Annotated in this window: 14 protein-coding genes; 11 read left to right on the forward strand and 3 right to left on the reverse strand. The window is 72.0% G+C overall.

Annotated features, from left to right (window positions below; all coding sequences use genetic code 11):
• The first annotated feature begins 21 nt into the window (after nucleotides 1-21).
• From ACFYPG_RS01415 to ACFYPG_RS01445, 7 genes are all read left to right on the forward strand, one after another.
• Complete coding sequence (locus tag ACFYPG_RS01415; protein ID WP_355007577.1) at nucleotides 22-519, forward strand: 2Fe-2S iron-sulfur cluster-binding protein; 498 nt, start codon at nucleotides 22-24, stop codon at nucleotides 517-519.
• Entirely contained in the window at nucleotides 462-1,499 is a 1,038-nt protein-coding gene (locus ACFYPG_RS01420) for an FAD binding domain-containing protein (protein ID WP_387349459.1), read from the forward strand. The genes ACFYPG_RS01415 and ACFYPG_RS01420 overlap by 58 nt, the downstream gene beginning before the upstream one ends.
• Nucleotides 1,496-3,586 carry a xanthine dehydrogenase family protein molybdopterin-binding subunit gene (locus ACFYPG_RS01425; RefSeq protein ID WP_387349460.1) on the forward strand — a complete coding sequence of 697 codons (2,091 nt, stop codon included), beginning with the start codon at nucleotides 1,496-1,498 and terminating at the stop codon, nucleotides 3,584-3,586. Before ACFYPG_RS01420 ends, ACFYPG_RS01425 begins: the two co-directional genes overlap by 4 nt.
• 28 nt (nucleotides 3,587-3,614) lie before the next feature.
• On the forward strand, nucleotides 3,615-3,980 hold the full coding sequence (locus ACFYPG_RS01430) for a metalloregulator ArsR/SmtB family transcription factor (RefSeq protein ID WP_355007341.1): 366 nt from the start codon (nucleotides 3,615-3,617) through the stop codon (nucleotides 3,978-3,980).
• A complete protein-coding gene (locus tag ACFYPG_RS01435) occupies nucleotides 3,980-4,621 on the forward strand; it encodes an SRPBCC family protein (RefSeq protein WP_387349462.1) in 642 nt (213 codons plus the stop codon). Before ACFYPG_RS01430 ends, ACFYPG_RS01435 begins: the two co-directional genes overlap by 1 nt.
• A 59-nt stretch (nucleotides 4,622-4,680) precedes the next feature.
• Nucleotides 4,681-5,190 (forward strand): NUDIX domain-containing protein, encoded by a 510-nt coding sequence (locus ACFYPG_RS01440; RefSeq protein WP_387349464.1) that lies wholly within the window; start codon nucleotides 4,681-4,683, stop codon nucleotides 5,188-5,190.
• 113 nt (nucleotides 5,191-5,303) lie between these two features.
• Nucleotides 5,304-6,113, forward strand: coding sequence for an SAM-dependent methyltransferase (locus ACFYPG_RS01445; RefSeq protein ID WP_387349466.1), 810 nt, complete (start codon nucleotides 5,304-5,306; stop codon nucleotides 6,111-6,113).
• A gap of 49 nt (nucleotides 6,114-6,162) precedes the next feature.
• On the opposite strand, the gene ACFYPG_RS01450 is transcribed toward ACFYPG_RS01445, so the two are convergent.
• The 3 genes from ACFYPG_RS01450 to ACFYPG_RS01460 form a co-directional block, all read right to left on the reverse strand.
• Nucleotides 6,163-8,118: an ABC transporter ATP-binding protein gene (locus ACFYPG_RS01450; RefSeq protein WP_387350860.1), complete on the reverse strand. Its 1,956-nt coding sequence runs from the start codon at nucleotides 8,116-8,118 to the stop codon at nucleotides 6,163-6,165.
• Nucleotides 8,119-8,193: 75 nt separating this feature from the next.
• Nucleotides 8,194-9,639, reverse strand: a complete 1,446-nt coding sequence (locus ACFYPG_RS01455; RefSeq protein ID WP_387349468.1) for an ATP-binding protein — start codon at nucleotides 9,637-9,639, stop codon at nucleotides 8,194-8,196.
• Nucleotides 9,640-9,667: 28 nt separating this feature from the next.
• Nucleotides 9,668-11,326, reverse strand: a complete 1,659-nt coding sequence (locus tag ACFYPG_RS01460) for an FAD-dependent oxidoreductase (RefSeq protein ID WP_355007336.1) — start codon at nucleotides 11,324-11,326, stop codon at nucleotides 9,668-9,670.
• 151 nt (nucleotides 11,327-11,477) lie between these two features.
• Here ACFYPG_RS01460 and ACFYPG_RS01465 point away from each other — a divergent pair, with 151 nt between their 5' ends.
• The 4 genes from ACFYPG_RS01465 to ACFYPG_RS01480 all read left to right on the forward strand — a co-directional run bounded on the left by ACFYPG_RS01465 (nucleotide 11,478) and on the right by ACFYPG_RS01480 (nucleotide 15,647).
• Nucleotides 11,478-13,715, forward strand: a complete 2,238-nt coding sequence (locus ACFYPG_RS01465) for a hypothetical protein (protein WP_387349470.1) — start codon at nucleotides 11,478-11,480, stop codon at nucleotides 13,713-13,715.
• 43 nt (nucleotides 13,716-13,758) lie between these two features.
• Nucleotides 13,759-14,250 carry an SsrA-binding protein SmpB gene (gene smpB / locus ACFYPG_RS01470; protein ID WP_355007334.1) on the forward strand — a complete coding sequence of 164 codons (492 nt, stop codon included), beginning with the start codon at nucleotides 13,759-13,761 and terminating at the stop codon, nucleotides 14,248-14,250.
• 139 nt (nucleotides 14,251-14,389) lie between these two features.
• Complete coding sequence (locus ACFYPG_RS01475) at nucleotides 14,390-14,782, forward strand: SCO5389 family protein (RefSeq protein WP_355007333.1); 393 nt, start codon at nucleotides 14,390-14,392, stop codon at nucleotides 14,780-14,782.
• A 442-nt stretch (nucleotides 14,783-15,224) separates the two neighbouring features.
• Nucleotides 15,225-15,647: a molybdopterin-binding protein gene (locus tag ACFYPG_RS01480; protein WP_387349473.1), complete on the forward strand. Its 423-nt coding sequence runs from the start codon at nucleotides 15,225-15,227 to the stop codon at nucleotides 15,645-15,647.
• Nucleotides 15,648-15,753 lie beyond the last annotated feature (106 nt).

A 15,753-nucleotide genomic window follows, 5' to 3' on the forward strand; every position in this document is an offset into this window, starting at 1 on the left:
GACGAGCGCCACTCGTCCCGGGTGACGGTCGAGGTCAACGGCGCGTCCCGTGAGGTGACCCTGGACAACCGCACCACACTGCTCGACACGCTGCGCGAGCACCTCGACCTGACCGGGGCGAAGAAGGGCTGCGACCACGGCCAGTGCGGCTCCTGCACGGTGCTGCTCGACGGCCGGCGGGTGAAGAGCTGCCTGGTCTTCGCGGTGACCGTGGACGGCCGGTCGGTGGTGACCGTCGAAGGGCTGGCCGGGCCGGACGAGCTGTCCCCGTTGCAGGCCGCCTTCGTCGCGCACGACGCCTTCCAGTGCGGCTACTGCACTCCCGGGCAGCTCTGCTCCGCCCGGGGCATGCTCGACGAGGTCTCCCGGGGTTGGCCCAGCGCGGTCACCGGCGACCTGAACACGCCCGCCGAGCTGACCGACGCGGAGATCCGCGAGCGGATGGCCGGCAACCTGTGCCGGTGCGCCGCGTACCCGCACATCGTGGCGGCCGTACGCGAGACGGCGGCGTCCTCGTGAAGGCGTTCCGCTACCACCGGCCCGCCGACGTGGCCGAGGCCGTCGCCGTGCTGGCGGCCGAACCGCAGGCCGCCTACCTGGGCGGCGGAACCAACCTGGTGGACCTCATGAAGCTCGGGGTGCAGCGCCCCGACGTGCTGGTGGACGTGACCCGGCTTCCCCTCGACACCGTCGAGGAACTGCCCGATGGTGGGCTGCGGATCGGCGCGACGGTCCGCAACAGCGACCTCGCGGCCCACCCGGTGGTACGCCGCGACTACCCGGTGCTGGCTCGCGCCCTGCTCGCCGCCGCCTCCGGACAGCTGCGCAACATGGCCACCACCGGCGGCAACCTGTTGCAGCGCACCCGCTGCGTCTACTTCCAGGACACCGGCAAGGCGTGCAACAAACGGGAACCGGGCAGCGGTTGCGCCGCTCTGCACGGCCAGAACCGCGACCTGGCGGTGCTGGACTGGTCGGAGCAGTGCGTGGCCACCCACCCGTCCGACCTGGCCGTCGCGTTGGCCGCCCTCGACACGGTGGTGGAGGTGCACGAGGCCGACGGCCCCCGTGACATCCGGATCGCCGACTTCTACCGCTCCCCCGGCAGCCACCCGGAACGGGAGACCACAGTGGCCCGGGGCGCGCTGATCACCGCCGTGCGGCTGCCGCCCCTACCGGCCGCGCGCCGCTCGACGTACCTCAAGGTGCGCGACCGGGCCTCGTTCGCCTTCGCCGCCGGCTCGGTGGCCGCGGTGCTGGACCTCGACGGGGACGTGGTCCGCGAGGTGCGGCTGGCGTACGGGGCGGTGGCGCACCGGCCGTGGCGGGCGTACCGGGCCGAGGAGGAGCTGCGCGGACGCCCGTTCAGCCCCGAGTTGGCGGCACGGGCCGCCGACGCGGAGCTGGCCGGGGCGCGCCCGCTACGGCACAACGGCTTCAAGCTGCCGCTGACCCGGGCCATCACCGTGCGGGCGCTCACCGAACTGGCGTCGTCGTGAGCACCGGGGCGGTCGGCCGGGCGTACCCCCGGCTGGAGGGCCCGGCGAAGGTCACCGGCGCGGCCCGCTACGCGGTGGAGTACCCGGTGGACGGGGTCACCTACGGCTGGGCGGTGCCGTCGACGGTGGTGCGGGGCCGGATCACCCGGATCGACACGTCGGAGGCGTTGGCCTCGCCCGGCGTGCTGGCAGTGGTGCACCACGGCAACGCGCCCCGGATGGCGCCCGGCCCACAGCCGGAGCTGCGGCTGTTGCAGGAGCCGACTGTGCACTACCGGGGGCAGTACGTCGCCGTGGTGGTGGCCACCAGCCTGGAGGCGGCCCGCGAGGGCGCCCGACTGGTCCGCATCGACTACGACACCGGCCCGCACAGCACAGTGCTCACCGACGACCATCCCGGCCTGTACAAGCCGGACCAGGTGAACCCCAGCTATCCCACGGACACCGCCGAGGGCGACTTCGACGCCGGGTACGCGGCCGCCCCGGTGCGGGTGGACGTCACCTACCGCACGCCGGCGTACCACAACAACCCGATGGAACCGCACGCCACCATCGCGCAGTGGCACGACGGGCGGCTCCTGGTGCACGACTCCACCCAGGGCGCGACCCCGGTACGCGCCACCCTCGCCGAGCTGTTCGAGCTGCCGCCGGAGTCGATCCGCGTCGTCGCCGAGCACGTCGGCGGCGGCTTCGGCAGCAAGGGGTACGCCAAGGCGTCGGTGGTGCTGGCCGCCCTCGCCGCGCGGCACGTGGACCGCCCGGTCAAGCTGGCGTTGACCCGCCAGCAACTGTTCGGGCCGCTCGGCTACCGCACGCCCACCATCCAGCGGGTCCGCCTCGCCGCCGACACCGACGGCCGGCTCACCGCCATCTGCCACGACGCGATCAGCCAGACCTCCACCATCAGGGAGTTCGCCGAGCAGACCGCCGTCTACACCCGCAGCATGTACGCCGCACCGCACCGCCGCACCACCCACCGGCTGGTCCGCCTCGACGTGCCCACTCCGTTCTGGATGCGCGCCCCGGGCGAGTGCCCCGGCGCGTACGCCCTGGAGTCCGCGGTGGACGAGCTGGCCATCGCCGTCGGCATCGACCCGGTGGAGCTGCGTATCCGCAACGACACCGCTGTCGACCCCGACCAGGGACGCCCGTTCACCAGTCGCAATCTGGTGGCCTGCCTGCGTGAGGGCGCAGAGCGGTTCGGCTGGGCCGGCCGTGATCCGTCGCCCCGGTCCCGGCGCGAGGGGCGGTGGCTGATCGGGACGGGGGTGGCCGGATCGAGCTACCCGGCCCGGGCCCGGCCTTCCTCGGCGACGGCCACCGCTCGGCCCGACGGGAGCTTCCTGGTCCAGATCAACGCCACCGACATCGGCACCGGCGCCCGGACGGCGATCTGGCAGGTGGCCGCCGACGCCCTCGCAGTGCCGCCGGAACGGGTGGAGATCCGCATCGGGGACACCGCGCTGCCGACGGCACCGCTGGCCGGCGGCTCGATGGGGACCGCCAGCTGGAGCTGGGCGGTGATACGCGCGGCCCAGGCGCTGCGCGAGAAGCTGCGCGACGGCGGGCCGCCGACCGACGAGGTGACGGCCGAGGCGGACACCACCGAGGAGGTGGGTGAGCAGCCCGCGCTCCCCCGGTACGCCTACGGGGCGCAGTTCGTCGAGGTGCGGGTCGACGCGGACACCGGCGAGGTACGGCTGAACCGGATGCTCGGGGTGTTCGCGGCGGGGCGGGTGGTGAACCCGACGACGGCCCGCAGTCAGCTCATCGGCGGCATGACGATGGGGCTGTCGATGGCGCTGCACGAGGAGGGCCTGCTCGACGAGCGCTACGGCGACTGGGTCAACCACGACCTGGCCACCTACCACATCACCGGCTGCGCCGACGTCGAGTCGATCGAGGCGTACTGGCTGGACGAGCGGGACGACGAGCTGAACCCGGCCGGGGTGAAGGGCATCGGTGAGATCGGCATCGTCGGCGCCGCGGCGGCGGTCGCCAACGCGGTGCACCACGCGACCGGCGTACGGATCCGGGAGCTGCCGATCCGGCTGGACAAGCTCATCGGAGTATCAGACCTGGCTTAAATAAGCCGTTAGTGATACAACTGTCGTCGTGCACGCCTTCGACGTGCTGGGCGATCCGGTCCGGCGCCGCATCCTGGAACTGCTCGCCGCTGGCGAGCAGACCGCCGGCGCGGTCAGCACTGTCATCCGCGAGGAGTTCGGCATCTCCCAGCCCGCCGTGTCCCAGCACCTCAAGGTGTTACGCGACAGCGGCTTCGCCACCGTGCGGCCGGAGGGCACCCGGCGGCTCTACGCGGTCGACCCACGCCCACTGCGCGAGGTCGACGGCTGGCTGGAGCACTTCCGCCGGTTCTGGACCCCGCCCCTGGCGGCACTCGCCACCGAGCTGGCCCGGGGCCGACGCGAGCGTCGGCTGCGCGGCCCCGCCGACCCACCCGACGAGAGGAACACCTGATGTTCGACGCCACCGAGCAGATCAACGCCGTCCAGCGCAAGGTCGGCAGCCGCACCCTGGAAGCCGGCGAGGCGCGGGTCACCACGATCAGCCAGACCTACCAGGCGACGGCCGAGGATCTGTGGGACGCCTGCACCAGCGCCGAGCGCATCCCGCGCTGGTTCCTGCCGATCTCCGGCGACCTGCGGCTCGGCGGCACGTACCAGCTCCAGGGCAACGCCCACGGCACCGTCGAGAGCTGCGAGCCGCCGCACCGCTTCACCGCCACCTGGGAGATGGGCGGCGAGGTGAGCTGGATCGAGGTGCGGGTCACCGCGGTCGGCGACGAGCGGGCCCGCCTCGACCTGGACCACATCGCGCACGTCGACCAGGACCGGTGGGCCCAGTTCGGGCCGGGCGCGGTCGGTGTCGGGTGGGACCTCGGGCTGCTCGGCCTCGCCTCGCACCTGGCCGCCGACGGCAGCGGGATCACGCCGGAACAGGGCGCCGAGTGGACCGCCTCCGCCGAGGGACGACGGGCCATGGAGCTGAGCAGTCAACTGTGGTGCGAAGCGAGCATCGCCGCCGGCACCGACGCCGACGAGGCGAAGGCCGCCGCCGAACGCACCACCGCCTTCTACACGGGCGACCCGAGCGCCTGAGCGCGCGGCGAGGCGGCGGCGCGGCAGCCTGAGCAGCGATCGGAGTAACGTGCTGCGGCATGACCGGCACGCCGTACTCGCACTGCTCCTACTGCGGCGCCGCCTACCCGCCGGCCGTCGGATGGCCGCGAGTCTGCGCGGTCTGCGGCGAGACCGTCTGGCGCAACCCACTGCCGGTGGCGGTAGCGGTGCTGCCGGTCCGCACCGCCGACGGCCTGGGAGTGGTGGTGGTCCGCCGGGACATCGAACCCGCCCGCGGCCTGCTCGCGCTGCCCGGCGGCTTCATCGAGTACGGCGAGGAGTGGTCAGACGCGCTCGTGCGGGAGCTTCGGGAGGAGACCGGCCTGATCGCGGCGGCCGGGGACGCCCGCCTGTTCGCGGTGCACGGCTCACCGACGGGCGGCACGATGATGGTCTTCGGAGTGCTGCCCGAGCGGGCGGCCGAGGACCTGCCACCGTCGGCGCCGACCGAGGAGGCGACCGAGTGGCTGGTGCTCACCGACCCGGTCGAGCTGGCGTTCTCCACCCACACGCGGATCCTGGCTGAGATCCTGACACCCACCTCCTGACCCCGCGCTCGGCCAGGGGACAAGGGCTTCGTCGATCCGCAGGACCATGCGGGCGCCGCCGCGCCGCTAGGCTACGGCCCCGACGCCCGTACGGCTGGTGAGGGGAGACGACCATGTCGCAGGATCGAGCTGAGCAGCCGGTGGGAGGTTCGGCCGCCAAGCTGGACACGACAGCGCCCCACTCGGCACGGGTGTGGAACTACTGGCTCGGCGGTAAGGACAACTTCGCCCCGGATCGCGAGGTCGGTGAACAGGTACGGGCGGTCTTCCCGGAAATCGTCGAGGCGGCGCGCTATTCGCGCGCGTTTCTCAGACGAGCGGTGACCTATCTCGCCGCGGAGGCGGGGATAGGCCAGTTCCTCGACGTCGGTACGGGCCTGCCCACTGCCGACAACACCCACGAGGTCGCCCAACGGATCACGCCGCGGGCGCGCGTCGTCTACGTCGACAACGACCCGATGGTTCTCGCGCACGCCCGGGTGTTGCTGAGCAGCAGCCACGAGGGTGCCACCCAGTATGTCGACGCCGATCTGCGAGACCCGGAGAAGATCGTCCAGGACGCCCGCGAAACACTCGACTTCAATGAGCCGATCGCACTGATGATGCTGGGCGTCATGGGCCACGTCGAGAAGCCGGCCGAGGCGCAGGCCATCGTCACCGCTCTGGTCTCGTCCCTACCATCGGGCAGCTTTCTGGCGATGTCCGACGGTACGGCTACCAGCGAGCGGGTCATCGAGTCGCATCGGCAGTACAACGAAAGCGGTGCTCTGCCGTACCACCTGCGTGCGGTCGCGGACTTCACCGCGTTCTTCGACGGCCTCGACCTCGTCGAGCCGGGTGTCGTGCCGCTGGGGCGTTGGCGGACTGACAGCAGGCCCGCGGCCGTGGTGGATGGCTACTGCGGGGTCGCCCGCGTGCTCTGACGCGGGGACTGCCAGGCCGATCCGCACGGCTGGGCTCCGCGCAGTCTGGTCAGCGGGTGTCGGCGGGACGGCGTCCGTCGACCCCGGTCAGGTAACCGCTGGCCTGCAGGTTGAACAGCTCGCGGTAGAGGCCACCGGCGGTCATGAGCTCGTCGTGACTGCCGTGCTGAACGAGTCGACCCCGTTCCAGCACGAAGATCCGGTCGGCATGCCGGACGTTCGCCAGCCGGTGGGTGATCAGCACGACCGCCCGGTCGGGGCGACGGCCCAGGTGCTGGAACAGGGCATGTTCGGCACGCGCGTCCAGGGCGGCCGAGGGTTCGTCGCAGATCAGCAGGGCGGCGTCCCGGTAGAGGCCGCGAGCCGCGACGAGCCGCTGCCACTGCCCGCCGGACAGCTCGTGGCCGTCCTTGAACTCCCGGTCGAGCAACGTGTCGTAGCCGTGCGGCAGGCCAACGATCATGTCGTGTGCGGCGGCCGCGCGGGCCGCCTCCTGCACACTCGGACCGGACCGGTCCGGCGGGCGGTCGTGCCGGCCGACGCGGATGTTCTGCCCGGCGGTGAACGGAAACTTCCACCACTCCTGGGTCATCACGGCCACCTGGGCGCCCAGGGCACGCGGGTCCAACTCGGCGGCGTCGACGCCGTCCCAGCGGATCACCCCGCCGGTCGGCTGGTAGAGGCCAGCGATCAGTTTGGCCAGGGTGGTCTTGCCCGAGCCGTTCTCGCCGACCAGCGCGATCACCTCGCCCCGGCGGACGGTGAGGCTGACCCGGTCCACCGCCGGCGCGTCGGTGTCGGGGTAGCGCAGGCTCACCTCGTCCACCTCGATCACGTCGACGCCGTCGGCCACCCGACTGCCTCCGACCGGCACCCGGGCCCGGGCGCGGGCCAGGAAGTCCTGGTAGTCCTGGTAGTAGAGGGCGTCCTCGTACAGTGAGTTGGTGGCGACGACCGCCACGCCCAGGCTGGTCCGCGCGGACTGCAACGCGAGCAGGGCGGTGGCCGCGGCGGCGAGGGCGACCATCCCACTGAGCAGCAGACCACCGAGGACCGCGTACACGCCGAAGGTGGCCAGGCCCGCCACCGTGGCACCGACCACCCGGGTGCCGGTCTGCGAGCGGACCAGCCGCAGCTGGGCACGGGTCTCGACGGCCATCACGCCGCGGTACTCGGCGAGCAGGAAGTCGCGCATCTGGTAGGCGCGCACCTCGGCGGCGGTGTGCCGGTTGGCCATCAGGTGGGCGAGCATCCACATCCGGCGGCGCCGGGTGATCCGGGCCAGCATCGCCAGGTACTCCCGGCGGGCCATCCGCACCGCCGTGATCGCCTGGGGCACCGCGGCGAGCAGCAGGCAGGGCAGCAGCAGCGGCTGGATGACGGTCACCGCCACGGCGGTGGCGAGCATGCCGACCACGCCGGTGACCAGGTTGACGGTGTGGTCGACGATCCACGCCGCCTCGCCCATCCCCCGGTCGCGGGCGCGGTCCATCTCCTCGGCGAAGCCGGCGTCGTCGAACGCGGCCAGGTCCACCGCCGTGGTGGCCTCGAACAGACGTAACTCCACCTGGTAGTTGATCTGGGGGGTCAGCCGGGCCTGGGCCCAACCGGCCGCGATGGTCAGGCCGCCGCGCGCCGACACCGCCGCCGCGGCCACGATCAGCGCCGGCAGGGCCGAGCGGACCCGGTCCGGGGTGGGGCCGGCGGCGAACAACTCGCGCAGCACGCTCGTCGTGGCGAGCAGGCCGAACGTGGTCATCACCCCGGCGGCGATGTTCAGGCCGATGGAGGCGACGGTGTCGCGCTGGTTTGTGGACCAGGCCAGGCCGACCGCTTCCCGGACCAGCCGGGGCAGCCGCCGGGCCACCGCCCAGAAGCTGGTGTGTGCGAACTCCTGCGCGTGGTGCAGCCAGTCCCGATCCTCCAGCTCCGGCAGCACTGAGCTGTCGCCGGGCGGGTCGATCGGCTGGTCGTCGTCCTCAGCAGCGGTGCGCTGGCGGGCCATCGACTCCACGGACCCTCCTCCGGGCGGGGATCACAAACGCCGCCCGAGACTACTGCCTGCGACCACCTGCTGTCTCTAGGTAATCGGCGCGTCGCGGGGCTCGTCCGTGATCGGCAGCAGGACCCGGAAGGTGGTGCAGCCCGGCTCGGTCTCCACCCGGATGTCGCCGTGGTGCTTGTGCACCACGATCCGGTACGAGATGTCCAGCCCCAGACCGGTGCCCGCGCCGACCGGCTTGGTGGTGAAGAACGGCTCGAAGATGCGCGGACGCACCTCTGGCGGGATGCCCGGCCCGGTGTCGGTGATCTCCACCGCCAACTGGTCACCGATCCGTCCGGTGCGGACGGTCAGCACACCCTTGTCCCCCATCGCGCCCAACGCGTTGTCGATCAGGTTGGTCCACACCTGATTCAGCTCGGCCGCGTACGCCGGGACCGGTGGGAGGTTCCGGTCGTACTCGCGGGCCAGTTTGACCTCGGCGGGGATCTTGCCCTTGAACATCACCAGCGTCGCGTCGAGCAGGTCGTGCACGTCCACCACCCGGTGCGGCGCGCGGTCCAGCTGCGAATACTGCTTGGCGGCGTCCACGAGCCCGGAGATCCGGGTGACAGCGTCGCCGATCTCCCGCATCAGCAGCTCGGTGTCGACCGTGTAGGTGAGCCAGCGCACCGCCGCCTCCAGGTCCGCGGCACCGACCGCGGCCTTCACCTGCGCCAACCAGGCAGCGTCGAGCCCACCGCCGACCAGGATCGGCGCCAGGTCCCAGGCCCCGCCGACGCCATGGTCCTTCAGCCAGTCGGTGAGGGTGTCCTCGGCGTCGGCCGTGGCCATCGGGGTCAGCTTCGGCGCGGTGGCCACCCGGGCAACCGCCTCCTCCTGCAACCCGACGAGGCCGTGCAGCGCCCTGCCGTCGAGCCGGCCGTCGGCGACCATGGCGAGCTTGTGCCGCATCCCGGCGACCCGGTCCCGCAGCACAGAGGTGGCCCGCACCGCCGCCGCGGCAGGGTTGTTCAGCTCGTGGGTCAGCCCCGCCGAGAGCGAACCGAGGGCCAGCAGCCGCTCCCGTTCGCCGACGATGGCCTGGCTGTCGCGCAGGCCGAGGAACAGCCCCTCCAACAGGTGCATGGGCATCGGGAACCAGGACCGCAGGGCGTGCGCGAAGTCTTCCGCCGGCAGCACGAAGAAGTCCGAGTCGACCACCGCCCGCATGGTGTTGCGGTAGATCTGGTCGACCTGGTCACCCAGGTAAGCCTGGACCGCCCCGCCGTACACGCCGCGCTGGTCGGTGCGGCTGACCTCGACGTCGTCGCCGCGCACCTGGCGGCTCAGCGCCACCGCGCCGCGCACCAGCACCAAGAAGCAGGTCGCGGGCTCCCCCTCGGCGTACACGAGGGTGCCGCCGGCACGCTGCTCGACCCGGCCGCGTTCGGCCAGCCACTCGAGTCGCCCCTCGTCGAGCGCCTCGAACAGGAACAGGGTGCGCAACTGCGCCGGTGTCAGCCGGTCAGACTCGATGGTCACAGGGACTCCTTCGCTCGCAAAAGCCGGCTCACTGGGCCTCCAGGTAGCGGTGCACCAACGACACCGCCATCGCGCCCTCGCCGACGGCCGAAGCGACCCGCTTGACCGACTCGGCCCGCACGTCCCCGGCGGCGAACACGCCCGGCACGCTGGTCTCCAGGTGGTACGGGTCGCGCGACAACGACCAACCGGCCGGCCGCCGCCCCCCGGCGAGCAGATCCGGACCGGTCACGATGAAACCACGGCCGTCGCGGACCAGTACCCCGTCCAGCCAGTCGGTGCGGGGCTCCGCGCCGATGAAGATGAACAGCCAGGAGGTGTCGACCGAGCGGGCCTCCCCGGTGCGGGTGTCGCACAGGGTGAGCCGCTCCAGGTGGTCCTCCCCCGCCCCACCGACCACTGCGGTGTACGGGTGCACGGTGATCCGGTCGATCCGTTCCAGCTGGTCGATCAGGTAACGCGACATCGAGGCGGTCAGGTCCGCACCACGGATGAGCAGGTGCACCCTCGACGCGTACCGGGAGAAGTGGACAGCAGCCTGGCCGGCGGAGTTGGCCCCGCCGACGATGTAGACGTCCTGCTCGACGCAGCTCGGCGCCTCGGTGGCGGCGGCGCCGTAGAACACCCCCCGCCCGGTGAAGTCGGCCAGCCCAGGGGCGTCGAGCACCCGGTACGACACGCCGGTGGCCAGCACCACGGTGTGCGCGGCGATCTCGGTGCCGTCGCCGAAACGCAGCAGTCGGGCACCGCCGGCCTCGCTGAGACCGACCACCTCCCGGGCGCTGAGCAGCTCGGCGCCGAACTTGACCGCCTGCCGTCGGGCCCGATCGGTCAACTGCGCGCCGGAGACACCGTCAGGGAAGCCCAGGTAGTTCTCGATGCGGCTGCTCTGCCCGGCCTGACCGCCGGTCGCCCGTCGCTCCACGAGCACGGTGCGCAGCCCCTCCGACGCTCCGTACACCGCGGAACCGAGACCGGCGGGGCCGCCGCCGATCACCACCAGGTCGTAGAAGTCACACGCCGGCACCACGGTCAACCCGGCCAGCGCGGCCAACTCGGCCTCGCTCGGGGCGACCAACGCCTTGCCCTCCGGCGTCACCACCAGCGGCACGTCCGCCTCGGTGGCCCCGGCCGCGTCGAGCAACCGGACGCCCTCCGGATCGTCGGACAACAGCCACCGGTACGGCACCAGGTTGCGGGCCAGGAAGTCGCGGACCTTGAACGACGGCGCCGACCAGCGGTGACCGACGACCCGGATCTCCGCGCTGGCCGCGTCCGGAGTGACCGCCCACGCCTCCAGCAGTCCGTCAACCACCGGATACAGCTTCTCCTCCGGCGGGTGCCAGGGCTTGAGCAGGTAGTGGTCCAGGTCGACCACGTTGATGGCCTCGATCGCGGCGTCGGTGTCCGCGTACGCGGTGAGCAGCACCCGGCGGGCCGCCGGGAAGATGTCCATCGCCGCTTCCAGGAACTCGACGCCGGTCATCTCCGGCATCCGGTGGTCGGCCAGCAGCAGCGCCACCTGTTCGCCGCGCAGTTTGACCTCGCGCAGCGCGTCCAGCGCCTCCGGCCCGGAGGACGCCCGCAACACCCGGTAACGGTCGCCGTAGCGACGCCGGATGTCTCGGGCCACCGCCCGGGACACCACGGGGTCGTCGTCGACGGTCAGGATCACCGGGTTCGCCATGGCGCCATGAAATCACCTGTCGAGGGTCGACCGCACCATCGCCGAGGCCCGGCCCACGGTTGACCGCCCCGCAGACGGGTAAGCCGGGGAGCCGCGCGGGTGGCCGGACATCGACGACCCGCCCGGTTGCTGCGCACACCTCGGGGGGCCCATGGCCGACGCGACACCGACCGGACCGCCGACAGCGGGCGGGATCGTGGAGCTGCGGGTGCACGGTGTCTCCGGCGCGGGCGCGGACCAGGTGTTGGACCGGCCGTACGTGCACCAGGTCGCCGGGGACCGCAGCGGAGGTTTCTACCGACCGCGCCCCGGCTATCCGGACTCCACCGGGACGGACGGGGTGACGCTGGAGGCGTACCGCTGGAGTGACCTGCCGTCCGGCACGGCCGTGCGGACGCTGTCGCTGGTCTTCCTGCTGCCGTTCATGCTCTGCAACGTGGCGCTGTGGATGCGCCCGGCGAACACCGTCTCGAAGCGCGGCTTCATGGCGCTGTGCCGGGTGCTCGCCCTCACCCTCACCATGCTCTACGTGCTCTCCATCGTCGGGGTGGCGCTGGACCTGATCGCGTGGCGCTGCATGGGCACCCCGTCGTGCCTGGCCGGTCGGACCTGGCTGTCCTGGCTCGGCGGGCGCCCGACCGGGCTGCGCCTGGGTGTGCTGGCGCTCGTGCCGGTCGCCGCCATCGGGCTCCTCTGGTGGTTGGGCGCTCGCCCGGGCCATTCGTTCGACGCGTTCCGGACGCCGTCGACGACGATGTCGAAACACCAGTTGAGCGCCGTCGGCCAGTGGGACGGTGAGCCGCTGGTGGGTCGACTGCGCTCGGTGCACGTCGCGGCGGCGTTCGCCACGCTGAGCGGCAGCCTGCTGGCCGCGCGAGCCAGCCAGCACCGCTCGTGGGTGATGGTGATCCTGCTGACCGCCACCGGGTTGGTACTGCTGAGCTGCCTGGTCCTGGTCACGGTGGTGCGGAGCATCGACCGCACCGACCCGTCGCCCCGGGTGGACGGGGTCTTCCGCGGGCTGCGCACCATCGCCTGCGGCGTGACGATGCTGGTGATCGTGCACATCGTCATCAGCCCGGCGCCGTGGCCGCAGGGCGGCGTGCTGCCCGGCTACAGCGCGATCGTGGCCTGGCTGTTCGTCAGCCAGACCGTGCTGGTGGTCGCGCTCGCCGTGCTGGTGATCTGGCGGCGGGGTGGCGGGCAGCGCGGGTCACCCATCCGCGCGTTGGGAGCGCCGGTCTTCATGACGATCTCGGCCGGGCTCGCCGTGGCGTTCTCGGCCGAGCTTGTCTACCGGGTGGCGGACCTGCTCGACCGCAACGGGACGACCGCTGACGGCCTGGAGACCAGCCCTCCGCTGGCGTACAAATGGGCGATCTTCGGGTTTTTCCTGGCCGTGGTGACCGCACTGCTGGTGGCTGCCCTGCTCACCAGGATGACCCGGCGCGGGCGGCGGCGGGCCGCGCGGGCGATCGTGGCCGCCGACTTCCCGGACGCGCCGCCGCACGCGGCGGCCCGGCTGCGGCGGGTCGAGCAGGCGGTGGCCCGCGCCCGCTTCACCGAACGACTGGAGCCGCTCTCCGTGGTGTACGCCGGCCTGGCGGCGCTCGGCCTCGCCACCAGCGTGCTCGGCCTGCTCCAACTCCTACCCGGGGACGTGGCGCAGCGCTACGTCGGAGTGCCCGAGGGCATGGTCAACTTCCTGATCGGGTCCGGTAGCTACGTGATCGCCGCGATCCTGCTCGGCCTGGTGGTGGGCGGCATCTTCGCGTACCGGACACCACAGTTCCGTCGGTACGTGGGGGTGCTCTGGGATCTGGGCACCTTCTGGCCCCGCGCGGCACACCCGTTCGCGCCGCCCTGCTACGCCGAGCGGGCCGTGCCGGAGTTGGCCAAGCGGATCACCTACCTGGTGGAACAGGGGCAGGGCGTGCTGCTGGCCGGACACAGCCACGGCTCGGTACTGCTCGCCGCCGCGGTCCTGCAACTGCCCACCCGGATCACCGACCGGGTCGCCCTGCTGACCTACGGATCACCGCTGGGCCGGCTCTACTCCCGGCTCTTCCCGGCGTACGCCGACGACCCGGCGCTGCGGGAGATCGGCGAACGGGTCGGCTGGCGCTGGATCAACCTGTGGCGCGACACCGACCCGATCGGCGGATGGATCTTCGCCTCCCACCGTCCCGGGGAGGCCGAGACGCTGACCGGTCCGCCGGCGACGGTGGACCGGCGGTTGACCGACCCGCAGGACGTGGTGCCGGCACCCAGCGACAGCGTTCCGCCGCCGATCCTCGGACACTGGCCGTGTGAGTCGCAGGAGGCGTTCGGGGACGCGGTGCGGGACCTCACCGCGCGACTACGTCCCGCGCGCCCGGCACCCGACTGAGCCGGCCGGTACGACTGCTCCGGCGGCCGGATATCGTCGCCTGGTGACCCCGTCCAAGCCACCCACCCGCCGGTTGATCGCCTCCAACAAGAAGGCCCGGCACGAGTACACCGTGCTGCGCACGTACGAGGCGGGCATCGTGCTGGTCGGCACCGAGGTCAAGTCGCTACGCGAGGGGCGGGCCTCGCTGGTGGACGCGTTCGCGCACGAGCGCGACGGCGAGATCGTGCTCTACGGCCTCCACATCGCCGAGTACGCCTACGGCACGTGGACCAACCACGCCCCGCGCCGCAACCGCAAGCTGCTGCTGCACCGCGCCGAGATCGACCGGATCCTGGACAAGGTCCGCGAGGGCGGGGTGACCCTCGTTCCGCTGTCGATGTACTTCGAGAACGGCTTCGCCAAGGTCGAGTTGGCTCTCGCCAAGGGCAAGCGCTCCTACGACAAGCGGCAGACGCTGGCCGAGCGCGACGCCAACCGGGAGATCGCCCGCGAACTGGGCCGGCACCTCAAGGGCCACCCCCGCCGGCCCTGACGCCGCCGCTCGTCCCAGGACATGGGGTGGGTCGCGGCGTGGCGCGCCGGGCCATCGTTGACGTCCTGCGAGAGACGTGGTCTGCTCAGTCGGCGCCGTTGTTGAAAACGGTAATCATTAGCCGTAACGGAGGAGAACCATGTCGCTCACTGTCCCGCCCGCACTGCTGGACGCCGCCGAACGCGGCCCTATCGACGACGAGGCGTTCATCGCCTGCGTCCGTGACTCGCTGCCGTACGCCTGGGCCACCGTCAGCCGGGTGGTCGCCGAACTGGAGGCCGGCGACGACGACCTGGCCGACAACGTCGTTCCGCCGCCCACCGACGCCGACCGGGGTCAACTGCTCCGCGCACTGGCCAGCGACGCCATCCGCAGTGGCCTGGAGCGACACTTCGGCGTACGCCTGGCCTTCCAGAACTGCCACCGCGTCGCCGCGTTCCGCCCATCGGCCGTCGACGGCGAGCGCTACCGCCGCTTCGTGTCGACCCGCGGCCAACTGCTCAACCAGTCCCCCGAACTCCGCAACTGCTGACCGCCGTGGCGGGCGGGCTCACCCGAGCCCGCCCGCCACCCGCCACCCGCCACCCGCCACCCACCGCCCGCCCGCGCCCAAGATCCGCGCAACTTTGCGGATATTGCTGCCTCATGCGCGGGAGAGGCAGCAACATCCCTGACATTGCGCGGATCTTGACGAGGGACGCCGGTGCCCGACTGACCGGGGAGCGCGGTTTTGAGCGCCCGCGTCCGCGCCTCACACCAAGATCGTGCTTCAACCAGGATGTAGTGGCCTCATCGCTCGCCGACACCACTACTTCCTGGTTCGAGCACGATCTTGCGGGCGCGGACCAGGGATCCGCAGGCGTCCTGAGACAGCACAGCAGGATGCAACTGCTGGCCTGGGCACCTACCGACCCACATTTTTGCTACGTATTTCGGGGTTTCGTGCTGGCAAATGCGGGCGTTAGGGTGAGCCTGTGACGACGTACCGGATCGGGGAGGCGGCCGACCTGCTCGGCGTCAGCGCCGACACCATTCGCCGCTGGGTGGACGCCGGGCGCCTGACGGCCGGGCGCGACGAGCACGGCCACCGGGTCGTCGACGGCGTCGACCTGGCGTCGTTCGCTCGCACCCAAGCCAACGACCCGGATGCGGGCGCCGAGTTCTCCTCGGCCCGCAACCGGTTGCGCGGCATCGTCGTCGACGTCCGTAAGGACACGGTGATGGCCCAGGTCGACATCCAGGCGGGCCCGTTCCGGGTCGTGTCACTGATGAGCCGGGAGGCCGTCGACGAGCTCGACCTGCGGGTCGGTTCGGTGGCCGTTGCGGTGATCAAGTCGACCACTGTCGTGGTGGAGCGGGCCGCACCCGCCCCGGCGCGCGGACGGTCGGCCAGATGAACGCGCGGACGGTCGGCCAGATGAACGCGCGGACGGTCGGCCAGATGAACGCGGGGACGGTCCGGCGGACGAACGCGGGAACGATCGGCCGGATGAACGCGCGGGC

Origin of the sequence: Micromonospora sp. NPDC005553, from assembly GCF_042871765.1 — a bacterium.
Lineage (GTDB): Bacteria > Actinomycetota > Actinomycetes > Mycobacteriales > Micromonosporaceae > Micromonospora.